Origin of the sequence: Bradyrhizobium sp. CCBAU 53338, from assembly GCF_015291665.1 — a bacterium.
Classification (GTDB): domain Bacteria; phylum Pseudomonadota; class Alphaproteobacteria; order Rhizobiales; family Xanthobacteraceae; genus Bradyrhizobium.
This window is the reverse complement of sequence record NZ_CP030049.1, coordinates 15,063-31,434: the sequence shown is the minus strand read 5'-3', so window position 1 is coordinate 31,434 and position 16,372 is coordinate 15,063. Positions and strand designations below refer to the sequence as shown.

13 protein-coding genes are annotated in these 16,372 nt (G+C 58.0%); 10 read left to right on the top strand and 3 right to left on the bottom strand.

The window, feature by feature from the left end:
* Nucleotides 1–43: 43 nt before the first annotated feature.
* From XH90_RS34425 to XH90_RS34395, 7 genes are all read left to right on the top strand, one after another.
* A complete protein-coding gene (locus tag XH90_RS34425) occupies nucleotides 44–2,107 on the top strand; it encodes a hydantoinase/oxoprolinase family protein (protein ID WP_128930089.1) in 2,064 nt (687 codons plus the stop codon).
* Nucleotides 2,104–3,765 carry a hydantoinase B/oxoprolinase family protein gene (locus tag XH90_RS34420; RefSeq protein WP_128955152.1) on the top strand — a complete coding sequence of 554 codons (1,662 nt, stop codon included), beginning with the start codon at nucleotides 2,104–2,106 and terminating at the stop codon, nucleotides 3,763–3,765. Before XH90_RS34425 ends, XH90_RS34420 begins: the two co-directional genes overlap by 4 nt.
* Before the next feature lie 14 nt (nucleotides 3,766–3,779).
* Nucleotides 3,780–4,139, top strand: coding sequence for a DUF4286 family protein (locus tag XH90_RS34415; RefSeq protein ID WP_128930091.1), 360 nt, complete (start codon nucleotides 3,780–3,782; stop codon nucleotides 4,137–4,139).
* 152 nt (nucleotides 4,140–4,291) lie between these two features.
* On the top strand, nucleotides 4,292–5,548 hold the full coding sequence (locus XH90_RS34410) for an MFS transporter (protein WP_245477392.1): 1,257 nt from the start codon (nucleotides 4,292–4,294) through the stop codon (nucleotides 5,546–5,548).
* 71 nt (nucleotides 5,549–5,619) lie between these two features.
* On the top strand, nucleotides 5,620–6,255 hold the full coding sequence (locus XH90_RS34405) for an RraA family protein (RefSeq protein WP_128930093.1): 636 nt from the start codon (nucleotides 5,620–5,622) through the stop codon (nucleotides 6,253–6,255).
* Nucleotides 6,256–6,276: 21 nt separating this feature from the next.
* Nucleotides 6,277–6,651, top strand: a complete 375-nt coding sequence (locus tag XH90_RS34400; RefSeq protein WP_128930094.1) for a cupin domain-containing protein — start codon at nucleotides 6,277–6,279, stop codon at nucleotides 6,649–6,651.
* A gap of 67 nt (nucleotides 6,652–6,718) precedes the next feature.
* Nucleotides 6,719–7,528: an alpha/beta fold hydrolase gene (locus XH90_RS34395; protein ID WP_128930095.1), complete on the top strand. Its 810-nt coding sequence runs from the start codon at nucleotides 6,719–6,721 to the stop codon at nucleotides 7,526–7,528.
* Between the two features lie 73 nt (nucleotides 7,529–7,601).
* Here the strand turns inward: XH90_RS34395 and XH90_RS34390 are convergent, their stop codons facing one another.
* Both XH90_RS34390 and XH90_RS34385 read right to left on the bottom strand, forming a co-directional pair.
* On the bottom strand, nucleotides 7,602–8,549 hold the full coding sequence (locus XH90_RS34390; RefSeq protein WP_128930096.1) for an AEC family transporter: 948 nt from the start codon (nucleotides 8,547–8,549) through the stop codon (nucleotides 7,602–7,604).
* 337 nt (nucleotides 8,550–8,886) lie between these two features.
* Nucleotides 8,887–9,342: a MarR family winged helix-turn-helix transcriptional regulator gene (locus tag XH90_RS34385; protein ID WP_128930097.1), complete on the bottom strand. Its 456-nt coding sequence runs from the start codon at nucleotides 9,340–9,342 to the stop codon at nucleotides 8,887–8,889.
* A 125-nt stretch (nucleotides 9,343–9,467) separates the two neighbouring features.
* Between XH90_RS34385 and XH90_RS34380 the strand changes: the two genes are divergently transcribed.
* A complete protein-coding gene (locus tag XH90_RS34380; RefSeq protein ID WP_128930098.1) occupies nucleotides 9,468–10,676 on the top strand; it encodes an ABC transporter substrate-binding protein in 1,209 nt (402 codons plus the stop codon).
* Between the two features lie 14 nt (nucleotides 10,677–10,690).
* Complete coding sequence (locus tag XH90_RS34375) at nucleotides 10,691–11,869, top strand: cytochrome P450 (protein WP_128930099.1); 1,179 nt, start codon at nucleotides 10,691–10,693, stop codon at nucleotides 11,867–11,869.
* A 676-nt stretch (nucleotides 11,870–12,545) separates the two neighbouring features.
* Here XH90_RS34375 and XH90_RS34370 read toward each other — a convergent pair.
* Nucleotides 12,546–14,354, bottom strand: a complete 1,809-nt coding sequence (locus tag XH90_RS34370; RefSeq protein ID WP_128930100.1) for a bifunctional diguanylate cyclase/phosphodiesterase — start codon at nucleotides 14,352–14,354, stop codon at nucleotides 12,546–12,548.
* A 198-nt stretch (nucleotides 14,355–14,552) separates the two neighbouring features.
* On the opposite strand from XH90_RS34370, the gene XH90_RS34365 reads away from it, so the two are divergent.
* On the top strand, nucleotides 14,553–15,995 hold the full coding sequence (locus XH90_RS34365; protein WP_128930101.1) for a sigma-54 dependent transcriptional regulator: 1,443 nt from the start codon (nucleotides 14,553–14,555) through the stop codon (nucleotides 15,993–15,995).
* Nucleotides 15,996–16,372 lie beyond the last annotated feature (377 nt).

Genomic DNA, 16,372 nt, shown 5'->3' with positions numbered 1-16,372 from the left:
CCATAGTCGCTAATCCTACCAAATCCTGAATTTGGAGGAGCGGATGCGTTTAGGCGCCGATATTGGGGGAACTTTCACAGATATCGTCCTGGTCGACGATGAGACCGGTTTATTTCGGCTCGGTAAGGTCCTGACAACTCCAGATCAGCCTGACAATGGCGTAATCAATGGAATTAAGCAGGTCATCAACGGTGATGCAGGCCAAGTTTCGCATGTTGTGCATGGGACGACGCTTTTCACCAACGCGCTGATCGAGAGAAAGGGGGCGCTGACCGCTCTCGTCACGACCCGCGGATTCCGCGATGCCGTCGAAATTGCGCGCGAGCACCGCTACGACATGTACGACCTTCGGCTGCGTCGTCCCGCCCCGATTGCCCGGCGGCGTCACCGGTTTGAGATTGCCGAGCGAATTCTGTCGGATGGAACAATCCGCCAGGCCCCCAACGAAGACGACGTCGCGCGCATCGCCGAGGAGATGCGCAGAATAGGCATCGAAGCGGTTGCCGTCAGTCTCATCAACGCCTACGTTTGTCCGGATCACGAGCGCATCGTTGGCCGCATCCTACGGGAAAAGCTCCCCGGCGTTGCGATAACTCTCTCCAGCGACATCTCCCCGGAAATCAGGGAATTCGAGCGTTCGACGACGGCGCTCTGCAATGTCTATGTCAAGAGCATCGCCGAGAAATATCTGACGCGGCTCGAAGCGCGTACGCGCGACGAGCTCAGCGATGCAGCCGGTCTTTATGTGATGCAATCGAATGGCGGTCTGCTCACCGCCAGCCAAGCCATCGAAGCGCCGATCCGTCTTGTTGAGTCGGGACCTGCGGCCGGCGCGTTGGCTGCGGCACATTATGCCAAGTCACTCGGACTTTCAGACGTGCTCTCTTTTGACATGGGCGGCACCACCGCCAAGGCCTGCCTCATCGTCGATGGCGAGCCTCTGCTGGCCCCGGAATTCGAGGTCGATCGGCAATATCAGTTCAAGAAAGGCAGCGGTCTCCCAGTCAAGGTGCCCGTCATCGAAATGATCGAGATCGGCACGGGCGGCGGTTCGATCGCGCAGATCGATGCACTCGGCCGCCTCAAGGTCGGGCCGCATAGCGCCGGATCCGTGCCAGGACCTGCCTGCTACGGGGCGGGCGGGGAACGACCAACGGTCACTGATGCCGATCTGCTGCTCGGTTACCTCAATGCAGGCTTCTTCCTCGGCGGAGATATGAAGCTCGACAAGACCGCCGCAGAACGTGCCATTAACGAACAAGTCGGGGCCTCGCTTGATCTCGACACGATAGCCGCAGCCTGGGGAATCCATCAACTGGCAAACGAAGCAATGGCTTCTGCTGCACGCATCCACGCCATCGAGCGGGGGCGCACCATTTCCCAGTTTCCGATGTTTGCGTTTGGTGGCGCGGGGCCGGTTCACGCCTACGGCGTCGCGCGCGTCCTGAAGTTGCCGAAGATCATCTATCCGTTCGGTGCGGGCGTCATGTCGGCCGTCGGCTTCCTCACCGCGCCACTGGCATTTGACTTTGTGCGATCAAGCCCGGCACGGCTGGAACAACTGGATTGGGGCGCAGTCAATCGGTCTCTCAAAGAAATGGAGGAGGAGGGGCGAAGCCGTCTTGCTCATTCAATGGGTGATCGAGAGGTCTCGTTCCGTCGCTGGGCCGATATGCGCTACCGCAAGCAAGGCTTTGACATCCGTGTGCCGATTCCCTCCGGTAAACTTGGGCCAGACAGCATCGCGGAAATCACCGCTTCGTTCGAGCGGGTCTACACCGAACTCTACGGACATACCGTACCCAACACGCCAATCGACGTGATGTCATGGCGAGTGGTCGCATCGGGGCCCAAGCCTGACTTCAAGCTACCGGTCAATACGTCGAAGTCCGACGGTCCACTCAAGGGCTCCAGAAAGATCTACGTCCCTGACGCAGGACTCATCGACGTGCCGGTCTACGACCGTTATCGCCTTGGAGCCGGTGATCGCCTGCAGGGGCCAGCCATCATCGAAGAACGTGAATCGACCGTTGTTATCAACGGACCCGGCGAAATTAGCGTCGATCAGAACCGTAATCTCATTGTCGATCTCGAGGTGGCCCGATGAGCGCCAAGGAACTGGACCCCATTACGCTCGATATCATGTGGGGGCGGCTCATTGCCGCCGTGAACGAGCAGGCCGCGGCCCTGATGCGTTCGTCCTTTACGTCCATCGTCCGGGACGCCGAAGACCTTTCTGCGTGCGTGTTCGATCGCCGCGGCCGGATGGTGGCCCAATCGGTCACGGGCTCGCCGGGGCACATCAATTCCATGGCGACAGGAATGGAACACATCTTGAAGACGTTTCCGCTGGATACGCTCCAGCCCGGGGACGTCATCATCACGAATGATCCTTGGATTACGGTCTCTCAGCTTCACGACATCACGATTGCAACGCCCGTATTCCACAATGGGCGAGTCGTTGCGCTTTTTGCAAACTGCTGTCACGCGCTCGATATCGGCGGCAGGGGGCTGTCGTGTGATGCCCGCTCCGTCTATGAGGAGGGTCTCTTCATCCCGATCATGAAGTTGCATTCGAAAGGAGAACCCGTCGAAGCCGTTTATCGGCTGATCGCGGCCAACGTGCGGACCCCCGATGAAGTGATTGGCGATATTCATGCACAGATCACCGCGAACGAAGTCGGAGCAAAGCAGCTCAAGTCTTTCCTCGAAGAGTTCGATCTTGCGGATATCGAAGGGGTGGCAGACGCCATCGTCGCGCGCACCGAAAGGGCGATGAGAGCCGCCATTACGGCTCTGCCCAACGGATCGCATCCGTTCAAGATCACCATTGACGGGTTCGACAAGCCGATCGAGATTCAGGCCAAGGTCACTATCAAGGACGATGAGGTCATCGTCGACTATGAAGGGTCTTCCTCAACGGTTGATCTCGGTATCAACGTCGGTTTCAATTATACCGTTGCTTACACCACCTATGGCGTGAAGTGCGCAATTGCGCCAGACGTGCCCAATAACGCCGGTTCGTTCACGCCGATACGCACGATCGCCGCCGTCGGGTCAATCCTCAACGCTCAGCATCCTGCTGCCGTCGCTGGCCGTCATACGGTCGGTCACTTCCTCCCTTCAGCCATCATGGGCGCGTTGTCAGGTATCCTGCCGGATAAGGTGATGGCACCCGGCGCCGACAGTCTCTGGAATACGCATATCAGCGGCTTCGATAAGCGCGACAATCAGTTCTTCTCGTACACTTGGTTCTCTACCGGCGGAACTGGCGCCCTCAAGGGACTCGATGGCCTCTCGGCCACCTCCTATCCAAGCGGTGTCGCCGGTGTGCCCGTGGAAATCATCGAAGCTTTGACGCCTCTGGTCGTACGGCAAAGAGCGCTTCGACCTGACTCCGGCGGAGCCGGCGAACATCGTGGTGGCTTGGGCCAGACAATGGAAGTCGAGGTTCTGACCGAGAAGCCCTATCTCTTCTCAGGCATGTACGATCGATGTCACTATCCAGCACCAGGTTTGTACGATGGCAAATCCGGCGCGACCGGTTCGATCGCCAGTTCGAATGGCGAGGAGGTCCGCCCCAAGCTGAGCCGCATGTTGCCGCCAGATACGGTTTTAACGCTCTCGCTACCCGGCGGCGGCGGATTCGGTGACGTTAAACGTCGGGACCGGGAGGCGATCCTCAACGACGTGCTGGACGGTTACGTAACGCCGGAGGCGGCGAAACGTGACTACGGCTTTGAATACACTCCTCCTCACAAGTAGCAACGGAGCGCTTGATGCCGATCCAATCCCGCTTTGTCCTGATTGCTTCAATGGACGTCGATCCTGCGCACGAAGATCTCTTCAACGAGGTGTACGATGGGGAACATGTCCCGCATCTCCTGAAAGTGCCAGGGGTTCACAGCGTTACGCGCGTCAAAGGAGTTCCCTTCGCGTTCGCCATTGCCAACGGCATCAAGGATATGCCGGCGCCCAAGCCGATCTATACGGCCATTTATGAGATTGACCATCCGGACGTCTTGAAGAGCGCCGAATGGGCAAAGGCAGTCGAGGCGGGCAGATGGGCAAGCGAAGTGAGGCCGCATACCCGCAATAGGCACCACGCTGTCTATCAGAGGCAATCCACTAGCCCATAGAGCACAATCACCAATCAAACGTCGTGACGCTTGCCGGGGCGCCAACGACGGGCAGATCAAATGATAACGCGCAGGAGATAGGGATGACGACAAGCGCAGAGACGACATTGACGCCGCAGCTCGACACTGTCGGCCCAAGCACGGCAGGAAAGATGACGCGGCTTGCACTCGCCAGCATGGTGGGTACCTCGCTGGAATGGTACGAGTTCGTAATCTACAATTCCATGGCAGCTCTGATCTTCAATAAGCTCTTTTTCCCGTCATTTGATCCGATTGTCGGTACAATTCTTGCGTTTTCGACTTATGCCGTAGGTTACATCTCGCGTCCCATCGGCGGAATTATCTTCGGTCGCCTCGGAGATAAGGTCGGGCGTCGTGCCGTCCTCGTCTATACGCTCGCTTTGATGGGCATTTCTACCCTGGCGATGGGCTTGCTGCCTACGTACGGGAGCATCGGAATCGCCGCGCCCCTGCTGCTCGTTAGTCTCAGGACCATTCAGGGCATCGCGCTCGGTGGCGAGTGGGCTGGCGCCATCCTTCTTTCCGTGGAGCATGGCAAGCCACAAAATCGCGGGCTCAATGCGTCGTGGACGCAAGTCGGCCCCTCTGCCGGTACTCTTCTCGCCGCAGGGGCCATCGCCGTCACGACGACGCTGCTGAATGAGGCCGATTTCCTGTCCTGGGGCTGGCGCCTTCCGTTTCTGGCCAGCACCGTGCTGGTGTTCTTCGGATTCTGGATCCGCTGGAGCGTTGAGGAAACACCCCACTTCCATCAGCTGCAGGCCGGCCATGCGACGACCAAGGCGCCGGTTGCCGAGGTCCTGAGGGACCATTGGCGCAACCTGTTAGTGGCCGGTAGCGTTCGAATCGGTTCGGACGTGGTGTATGGACTGCTTGCCGTATTCACCTTGACGTATGTCACTCAGAAGCTGGGTTTGAGCCGCACATTGGCCCTGACCGCTGTTCTGATCGGCGCCGGCGTGCATGCCATATCCGTTCCCCTGCTTGCGGCGCTCTCTGACCGGATTGGTCGACGCACTGTCTATGGGCTCGGTGCTCTGGCATCTATCATCGGCAGCTTCCTCCTGTTCGGCTTGTTCGATACAAAATCACCAGCCATCATCATTGCCGCAGTTTCAGTCGGCATGGTGTTTCAAGCCGCGATGTTTGGTCCGCAAGGTGCTTTCGTCACTGAGCAGTTTCCAACACGTGTGCGATACACGGGGTCCTCGCTCGCCTACACCTTCGCAGGTGTCCTCGGTGGCGGTTTTGCCCCGCTGATCTTCGCCACCTTGTTGAGAGAGTATCCCGACACGTATGCGATTCCAGCCTACGTGACCGGAGCCCTCGTCATCACGCTCATTGCTTTGTTGGCAGCAACGGAAAAAGCCGGCCGCGAGATCGATTAGCCACCTTGTGCGATTTGGCGCCGCACATTTGCGATGCGGCGCCAGATCGCCGGATTGACCGGATGTGAACCATGAACGTCAAAACCGCGCTTGCCAGCGTGCCAAAGCCGCCTTCCGCTCTCATTGAAGCCTTCAAAGATGCCCCCACTTCGGTCATCTCGGACAATCTCGACCGATTGGCGGGTGCTGTTGGCTTGAGGCCATTCCATCGTTCCGGACGGTTGGTCGGAACGGCTTTCACCGTGCGGACGCGTCCTGGAGACAACCTCGCAATTCACAAGGCGCTTGAACTGGTCGGCCCCGGGGATGTCATCGTCGTGGACGGAGGCGGCGACGAGACGCGGGCACTGGTGGGTGAGATCATGAAGAATATCGCAGAAGAGAGGGGAGCTGCCGGCTATGTAATCGACGGCGCCATCCGAGACGTCGCGGCCTTCAGCGGTTCGGATTTCCCCTGCTTTGCCCGCGCAGTGACCCACCGCGGCCCCTATAAAAGTGGCCCAGGCTGCATCAACGTGCCAGTGTCGATCGGTGGGTCACCGATCGCCCCTGGCGACATCGTCGTTGGCGATGAGGATGGCGTTGTATCCTTTCCGGCCGCGATGGCAGATTCCCTGATTGAGGCTGTTCGTGCCCAGATCGCGCGCGAAGAGGAGACCATGAAGGCTATTCGCGAGGGGCGTTACGAGGGCTCTTACGGACGGTAGTAACCAGAACCAGAGGACGACATGACTGACCAGAAAAAGGAATTTCACAATCTTGATACACCGGATGACGGCTTGCTTCGCGAGCTGGCGCCCGGACTCACCACGCGCATCTTTTCGGGCGAACACGCGATGCTCTCGGTGGTGAGCTTCGCACCGCACGCCGAAGGCGTGCTCCATCATCATCCTGAGGAACAATGGGGCGTGCTGCTGGACGGCACTGCCATTAGGATTCAGGGAGGGGAGGAGATCCCTGTGCGCAAGGGCGACTTCTGGCGTACGCCCGGCAACGTCCCTCACACCATGCGAGCTGGTCCCGAGGGCGCCCGTGTGCTCGACATCTTCAGCCCACCCCGGCCCGAATATAAGAAGCCGGGATCCGGGTTCGGACAGACTTAGCCAGTGGCCTGGCTCTTGCTGCAAAGCGAGAGCCAGCTTTGCCCGTTAACGCTTCAAAGGGAAAGCCGTGCCGGAAAACCGTGAACTGGCCTTGGTTCGGTTGCCGTCACAAGTTGATGGCGTCGAATTGAACCTGTCAGCGATTCATCGCGCCGGAAAAGCGGCGCCAATCGTCTTCCTGCACGGCTTCGGATCTACCAAAGAAGACTACGCTGACATCGTGCGCCACGAAGCTCTCGCGGCGCATCCGTTTCTCGCCTATGACGCACCGGGTTGCGGAGAGACGTATTGCGCGGATCTATCAGACATTTCAATTCCGTTCTTGTTAAAGACTGCGCAGCGCGTAATCGAGCATTTTAAGCTCGACCGATTTCATCTCGTTGGCCACTCCATGGGTGGTCTGACGGCACTTCTGCTCGCGCACAAGTATCCCCAACACGTACTCAGCTTCGTCAATATCGAGGGAAACATTGCGCCCGAGGACTGCTTCCTCAGCAGGCAGATCTTGCAATTTCCGGAGCAGAACGTGGAGCGGTTCTTCGCCGATTTTATCGACCGAACCCGGCATATGCCAGCCTATGCCAGCGCGCTCTACGCTTCCAGTCTTCATCACAAAGTGAGGGCGGCTGCGGTACCTGGAATATTCCGCTCGATGGTCGATCTGTCGGACAGTGGAAAGTTGATGCAAAAGTTTATCGGCCTTCGCTGCCCGAAGATGTTCATGTACGGCGAACAGAATGCGACGTTATCCTATCTCGGCCTGCTTCGCACAAATGGCGTACGCCTTACCGAGATTCCGGCGTGCGGCCATTTCCCGATGTATTCCAATCCGATCGCCATGTGGACGCAAATTGCAGCGTTCCTGGCTGACGTTTAGAGGTCCCGGCGATCGCTAAAGCGCTCACCGAGGCTGTGCGCAATGAGGCCTTCGGCGGCTGAACGCGGGGTTGCTATTCGAGTGGATTCATCAGCAAGATCGTAATGAGCAAAGGAAGCGTCACTGCCGACAAAAGCGTGCCTAAAGCAACCGCAGCAGACGTTGAGTTCGCCAGCAATTTGTACTGCGTGGCGAACAGGTACGCATTGGCCCCTGCCGGCATGGCCGCAAATAGAACGATGACGTCGCCAACCAAGGGCGGCAGATGTAGAACGGGAAAGGCCAGCGTCCAGGCAACAAGGGGCATGATGATGAGCTTCAGAAAGCACATGACCGCGAGGCTCAGTGCTTCTCCGCGGAGTTCGAATCGCATAAGGCCGACCCCCAGCGCGATCAGAGCTGCCGGAGACCCGGCTTGAGCGAGTTGCTCGCAAGTCCGATCTACCAGCGAATTCAGTCCTGCCCCGGTCATTCGCCAAAAGAAGCCAGCTGCAATCGCGATTATGATCGGATTGCGCAAAAGATCTAACAGGAGGCGAAGCACAAGTGCCCAAATCGAGGCGCCATCTTTCCGCTCGATCCAGGCGATCTGAAGTGTTCCGCTGAGCCATAACAACGGTGTGTTAATGGCAAGGATCAGCGCCATTGGCCCCGCCGCCTTCGGACCGAACGCCGTGAGCGCGAGCGGAATACCGAGCATCGCTATGTTGCCGTACACAGCGCTCGTGGCTGCGACAACGCCGGCCGCGGGCGTCACGCGAAGCAGGCGTGCCGACAGAGCTAGAGCGGCGATCCAGGTGAGGGCGACAGCGCCATAGTAGGCGCCCCATGCCAGCAAAGGATTCATAGCAGGAAATTGCGAGATGACGATGGTCCGGAAGAGAAGCGCTGGTATTGCAATCGAGAATGCGAACTCGGAAATGCCCTTCTGCGCACCTTCTGAAACCAGTCCGCTAACAGCTGCGGCGTAGCCCACAGCAATGAGCCCAAAGGTCGGAGCAACGATCGCAAGTACATTCATATCGGGGTTGACGAGCAGACTGATTGTGATGCCGACGATTAGTCCAGACCGGCGCCGCGGTCCACCCGAAATTCAATAGGCAGTCTGTTTGAATTTCGATGAAGCGCAGCGAGCGAAAAAGCGGTGAGGTGCACCTCGCTCTCGACCGCCTGGCACGCGGCTTCGTTCCAGCAGCAGACTAACTTCGATGTCGAGGCGCATGCGCATCAGCTCGCGCTAAGGCCAGTCGTGGCATCCTGGTGAACTTGGCGCGAGGATGCGCGCGCATCAGCCGCCTGATTGCGAATGGCCAATGTCTTCTCCTTGTAAACGATACGGTCAAGATTTGATTAAGAGTCTAAAAGGGGCAGATCCGATTTAGCAGGCCGATCAAAGTGGATCGCTCCGTTTCATTAAGGGGAGCAAGCATTCGGCGGTTATAGGGCGCCGTGAGCCGGACGGCGTCCCTCATCAATTTCTCGCCTTTCGACGTCAATGTGATCTCAATCGCACGCCGGTCGATTTTGGACCGGCTTCGCTTCACCAGACCCGCGTCCTCGAGCTGGTGCAGAATTTTTGTCAAATTCGGGAGTTGAAGCCGCAACAGTGCTGCGATGCTACTCGGAACGACCCCCGGGTTGTCCCGCACCAGCATGAGGATTGCGTAGGTCGCAGGCGTCAGTCCGAGCTCGGCGAAGGTCTCATAGAAGCCGTCGAAGAACTTCAACTGGATCAATCGGATCACGAAGCCCGGGACGTTGCGAAGTGCGGCCAAATCGAGCTGCTTCTCTGCCGCCGTTGTTGCTATTGTCATTAGCTCCCCTGGGTCATCCACGTTCGCATCTATCATGACGCATGCCGAATTGACATCGCCCAATATACTTATAAAATATAAGTATTATGCGGCTGAGACCGCAACGGTAGCCGGGAGGAGTATCCATGAGGGTGACAAGCCTATTGGCGACGTGCGTCTCCTTGCTTGCGCTGATTTGCGGATCGGCCGATGCGCAGGAAACGGTGAAGCTCGGCGTTCTCAATGACCAGTCCGGAGCATTTGCAAGCTATCAGGGCATTGGGTCCGTCATCGCGGCTCAATTGGCTGTCGAGGATTATGGCGGAAAGGCTGGCGGCAGGCAGGTCGAAGTCGTCAGTGCGGATCACCAGAACAAGTCGGACACCGGCGTCAACATCGCGCGTCGCTGGTATGAGAATGAGGGCGTCGATGCAATCTTCGACGTCCCCAACTCGGCGATTGCGCTGGCAGTCGCGGGGATGAGCGCCGAAAAGAACAAGGTGTTCGTCGGCTCTGGCGCCGGTACGGCATTGTTGACTGGAGAAAAGTGTACGCCGAATACGGTGCACTGGACTTACGACACCTATGCTTATGGCCGCGGGCTCGGCAAGACCATCGTCGAGCAGGGCGGCAAAAAGTGGTTCTTCATCACGGCCGATTATGCCTTCGGCCACGATCTGGAGAAGCAGGCGTCCGAATCGGTCAAGGCATCCGGGGGACAGGTCCTCGGAGCCGTCCGTCATCCCCTCGGGACGGCCGACTTCGCCTCGTTCCTGCTGCAGGCGCAGGCTTCCGGCGCCGACATCATCGGTATCGCCAACGCCGGCGACGATACGATCACTTCGATGAAGCAGGCCGCCGAGTTCGGCCTGACCAAAGATCACAAACTGGTCGGTCTGATTCTGGGCATGAACGGCATTCCGTCTCTCGGGCTGCAATTCGCCCAAGGCGCCCAAATCATGAATCCGTTCTACTGGGACCTCAACGAGGCCACCCGGTCCTTCGCCAAGCGCTTCTCGGAGCGCATCCCATCCAAGGCCTATCCCAACGACATGCAAGCCGGCGTCTACGCTGGCGTCATTCACTACCTGAAGGCCGTCGACAAGGTCGGTGGCGCGAAAGACGGTAGGGCGGTCGTTGCCGCCATGAAGGAGCTTCCGACCGACGATTCCTTGTTCGGCAAAGGTTTCATCCGCAAGGACGGACGTAAGATCCATCCGCTCTATCTCCTCCAGGTCAAATCGCCCGACCAGTCGAAATCCAAGTGGGACCTCCTGAAGGTTGTCGGGATCATCAAGGGCGAAGATGCCTTCAGACCCGAGAACGAGGGCAATTGTCCTCTCAGCAAACAATAAGTCGAGGGGCCGCCATGAGCCAGTTTGCTTCTACTCGGATCGATCCGTTCGCTGATGAGGTGCTGAGGGATCCGTATCCGGCGTACCAGACCTTTCGCGAACTGGGACCGGTGTTCAGGATCGAGCCGTACGACATCTGGGCCATGGCGCGGTATGAGCAGGTTGATTCCACGCTCAAGGATTGGCAGACCTTCATCAGCGGAGAGGGCGTCGGCCTAAAGGGTATGAACCCAGCGCTGCCCCGGCCGATGACGCTACAGATCGACCCGCCCGATCACGAGAAGGGACGCCGAATCCTCGCCCGGACCATGTCACCGGGCGTAGCGAAGAACCTGCGCGACACCTTTCAGAAGGAGGCCGAGAGGAAAATCGGCGAGCTCGTCGAGCGGGGGACCTTCGACGCGATGACAGATCTGGCCATAGCTTATCCCCTAAAGGTGTTCCCCGACGCCATTGGCGTCTCAGAGGAGGGACGCGAGAACCTGCTTGCCTGGAGCACGTTCGTCTTCAACAGCTTCGGACCGGATAATCACATTCTCGCCAGATCTCGTGATCCAGGGCTGACCGCGCAGAAATGGATCATGGACCGTTGCGCACGCAGCGCGCTCAGACCCGATGGCATTGGAACGATGATCTACGAAGCTGCTGATGCAGGTGAGATTACTGAACACGAGGCCACGCATTTGGTCCGGCCATTCCTAACTGCGGGTGTCGACACGACGATCAATGGACTGGGGAATACCTTGCTTGCACTCGCAAGCCATCCAATGCAATTCGCCAAACTACACGAGCGCCCGGCACTCGCCCGCAATGCGTTTGAGGAAGGGCTACGCTATGATTCACCTGTGCAGACCTTCTTCCGCACCACCTCGCGTGAAGTGGAAATGGCGGGCGATATCATACCAGCGAGGACCAAAGTGCTGGTCTTCATGGCATCCGCCAACCGTGATCCGGCTCGTTGGCAAGAGCCCGAGCGCTTCGATGTGGAGCGACCTGTAACAGGACATGTGGGCTTCGGCTCCGGCATTCATGCTTGTGTGGGCCAGATGATCGCACGCTTGGAGGGTGAGTTGGTTCTAACGGAACTTGCGAAGCGGGTAAAATCAATTGAACTCATTGCCGAACCCGAGCGCATGCTAAATAACACCCTTCGGGGGCTCAAAAGTATGCCAGTCCGCGTGACTGCTGCCTGAGCGACCAATGGTGGCACTGTCCGATCTTGAGACCACCATCATCGACAGAGCAATTCCCATGCTACCAACTAGGGTCGGCCGCGAGGCGGGCAAGCCGCAGTTGGTTTGCTGCCCTGTTCAACAGCGTAGCCTCTCAGGCCTTGAAACGTCGCAAGACTACCGTTTTCAGGAGGCGCCAAGTCAAGGACAGACAATCGGCAGAATTTCAGCGTTGGTGCCAAACGACAATGAGCGAGACGATCACGCACTTGTCCCGAATTGGGCTCGCGATGCATGCGGCCTGAGCAATACAAAGGCGCAGTGTCAGGTCAAAAAAGACGAGAGGGAGCTCCGCCAAAAGACCGGTTGTCTGCCCCCTCCCTGACTTGGCCGCCACAAGAGTGTAGGGAGGTCCTTTCAGGCATTCGGGCTTTCTAGAATAGCGTGAAAAGCTTCAAAGCCATGATCGGAGTAGGCAAGGCGTTTTGTTGCCTGAGGGCTGTTTTGTTCTCCTGATCTCCTCGTTGAGTCTCTCCTGCCAGCATGTAGACTAGCTTTGCCCCCAATGGCTACATCAGTAGCGGCCCGCCGCGGTGTTGGCGCGAACGGCTCGAAGTGTTAAGGTGCATCAAGACCTCAGCGGGTGGCTTCCGCTTTAAAATAGCCGAGGGGTTCTCGAACCTTGGGCAGCTCCAGATTAGGCAACAGCTTTCAGCTCCTCAATGACGCGGATCAGCTGCGCCGCAGGCTGGGGGTAAGCGATGAAGTAGCCTTGGGCTTGCGTGCAGCGTTGGTCACCAAGAATCCTAAGCTGCTCAGCTGTCTCAACCCCCTCAGCGACAATGGTCATGTCCAAGGCTTGCCCCAACTCGGAAATTGCCCTGACAATCGCCGCCGCGCTCGTCTCGCGGCTGAGATCCTGCACAAAGGATCGGTCGATCTTGATCTTGTCCAATGGGAAGCTCCGCAGATAGCTCAATGCGGAGTAGCCTGTGCCGAAGTCATCTATGGCGATGTGAACTCCTAGCACCCGCAACCTATTGAGAATGTCGCGCGTGATCTCTTCGTCGTGCAGCAGAATGCTCTCGGTAATCTCCAGTTCGAGACGAGACCCATGCAAGCCCGCAGCAGCCAGGGCGCGGGTCACGGACAGTTCCAAGGCTCCGCGCCTGAATTGAACAGACGACAGATTGACCGCAACTCTTACGTCTTGCGGCCATGATGCGGCATCGCGGCAGGCCTGCTGAAGCACCCAATCACCAATCGGAACGATGAGCCCTGTCTCTTCGGCGAGGGGAATAAAGGTCGTAGGGGGTATCGTCCCTTTTTGCGGATGATGCCAGCGTAAGAGCGCTTCGAACGTGACAATCTGCTTGGATTCGATATTCACGATGGGCTGATAAAACAGTTCGAACTCAGATCGTTGCAAAGCCTGGCGAAGGTCTACCTCGAGCTGCAGGCGCTCTTGCAAACGGACGTTCATTTCGTTCTGGAATATTCGATAGGTGCCGCGTCCATCGGACTTTGCCTGATAGAGCGCCACATCGGCATTCTTAATCACTTCGTCTGTTCCGTTTTCGGAGCATGCCGTGATATTTATGCCAATGCTCGTGCCAATCATCACCCGGTGTTCATCGAGGAAGTAGGGTTCGCCAATGGATGCGAGGATTCTCTCAGCGAGGCTGCTGGCGTCCTCAGGATCGGCGGCATCAACCCGCAGAATCGCGAACTCGTCCCCGCCAAGCCGAGCGACGAGGTCTGTCGTCTTGGCGCAAGATTTCAATCGCTGCGCCACCTCAAGCAGCAGGGCATCGCCAACGCCATGTCCAAGCGTATCATTGACGCTTTTGAAGCCATCAAGGTCCAGACACAAAATCGCAATGCGCTTGTGCCGCCCTCGTGTTCCAACCGCGCGCTCCACAAGCTCGTGAAAGCTGCGCCGGTTGGCCAGTCTTGTGAGGGGATCGTGGGCCGCCAGAAATGCAATTTGCGCCTCGTGCAGCTTGCGCTCGGTCACATTCCGGCAGGTGCCTCGATAACCCTGGAATTTACCCCTCGCAAATGTCGGATTGCCGTTGATCTCCAGCCAAAGCTCGTCCCCCGCACGTCCGTCCAAGCAGATTTCGAACCCCCGAAATGGCTTTCGATTGGAAAGAGCCTGCAGATATTCGATCCAGGATTTGCTCGCGAGCGGATTGATCCCCAAGGCCTCCGCCAACTTGATTCCAATTTGGCCGGCCGGCAGCCCGAGGTCTTCCTTGCCGCTTGTAATCGTCAGCTGGTCATCGGTTTCCCAGACGACCTCCGAAGAGGTATCAAGGAAATCGCTCAGGCGTTTGAGCTCGCGCCTCAAACGGTCATTGTCCAATCTAAGCTGCTCGAGCGGGCCGGCTTCGCCAGAGCGACATGATTCTAGCGGGCTAGGCTTTGCTGCAGTCAACCAACAGCGGACATCGTTCATGCAGCTTGCAAGCGCCGCCGCGATAAAGTTGACCGGAAATGCCATTTGCACTGCCCCCAAACAGCGAGGCCGCGATAGTAAGTGGGGGAAGCTGCGAAAAGGTTGCCGGCCTTTGGGGAATTGCGGCGGGGTTAATTGCGGGTTCACGGACCTGCCGAACCACTATGGACAGCGCAAGCCTCGCGAAGTTGATTTATCTTGCAGATATTGCTAACCTGCTTTGCATTTTGGAAAGAATGTTGCATGCGCGACCTGCAAACAGTGCTGATCATCGCGCGGAGCGGCCCTGAATGGGCTGCCATCGCAGACACCTTGTCAGACCAATACGACTACCGCGTTCTTTCCGCCGATTCGGTCGAAAATGCGAGGGCATCCCTGGCCGACGCCCAAGTAGACATTGCTCTCGTCGAGTATGGCGAAGGCAAAGGTCTGAAGTTCCTCGTTGATCTACGAGTATCTCATCCTGACGTGATCCGCATCCTGGCGCTCGAGGCCAAGACCGAGATCGGCCAACGGGAAATGGCGCCCGCCGGCATCTATCAGCTCATCCGTAAGCCGCTGGACGCCAACCAGATTGGACTTATGGTGGAGCGTGGCCTTGAGGCCCGTGAACTTGCCCGTCGACATCGCCTTCTTACACGAGAGTTCAAATTTCCAGCGAATGCCACAGGCATTCACGCAAGGCCCATTCTGCCGATGCAGCCGGAGAGCCGCCGTTTCGAAAAGCTCGTCTACGTCAGTGAAAAACTACACAACCTCAGCGAGCTCGCGCGAAAAGCAGCCAAAACGGAGCTGCCTATCTTGATTCAGGGGGCAACGGGGACGGGCAAAGAGCTTCTCGCTCGCGCCATTCATTACAACTCTGGCCGCCGCGACAGCCCGTTGCTGGTCCAAAACTGCGGGGGGATGTCCGATGAGCTCTTACAATCCGAGCTCTTTGGGCACAAGCGCGGCGCTTTTACGGGCGCTGTCTCAGACCGGCTGGGCCTTTTTCGCGCCGCGGACCGGGGAACGGTATTCCTCGATGAAATATCCGAGGTGTCTTCATCTTTTCAGGTGAGCCTGCTTCGTTTCCTGCAGGAGGGAGAGGTCAAGCCGCTCGGCTCCGACAAGATCGTCACCAGCAATGTCCGCATTATCGCTGCCTCCAACCGTCCTCTCCGCGCGTTGGTCGCCGCGGGCAAATTCCGACAGGATCTCTATTTCCGCCTGCGGGGATTCGAGCTGGAAGTTCCCTCGCTGAGTGATCGCCGAGAGGATATCCCGGTGCTAGCGGAGTTCTTTGCCGCCAAGCACAGCGAGGCGATGGGGCGCAAGATCCTTGGAATTTCTGCAGCCGTTCTCGAAAAGCTCTCCGCTTACGACTTTCCGGGAAACGTTCGAGAACTTGAGAACGAAATCCGCCGCATGGTGTCACTGACGGAGGAGGGGGAGTACGTCACCACCACGCACATGTCGCCCGCTATATTGGCGGCCCCGCCGCGCTCCCGCTTCAAGTCAGCCGGCGGGTACGAGCTGCGGGGCACCACCTTGAAAGAAAAGGTCGAATGCCTCGAAAAGCAAGTTGTCGCCGAAGTGCTGTCGCGGCATCGGTGGAATCAAAGCAAGGCTGCGAACGAACTTGGACTCTCGCGCGTTGGACTTTCCAACAAGATCAAGCGCTATAGCCTCGATGAGGCAGAGTGAGACAGCCGATGGTACGCAACGAAGATCAGTTTAAGAGGGATCCCTCACCCAACCTGGTGCGCTTCCCCCAGTCGCGAGTTTCGCCTGCTCGCAGGACGCCAGCAAAGGATCTCGGGCTGAGCCTGCTTTCCAGAAGGCTCGGTCTGCCGGAGCGCCAATTGACTGGACATTGGTGCAGCCGCTGCGAGGGCATCTGGTACGGTTATCTGCTCGAGGTCGATTGTCCTGCATGTGGCAATCGTCACGGCTGAGTACCGCTGCTCGTCTTCAAAAAATCAGCACCGAACGAGCGATACTTCAGCCTGCCTCAGGGAAGGAGCTTTGGGCACCGTCACCCCGTAACAAGGACTAATGCCAACCCTTGCAATATTTGATGC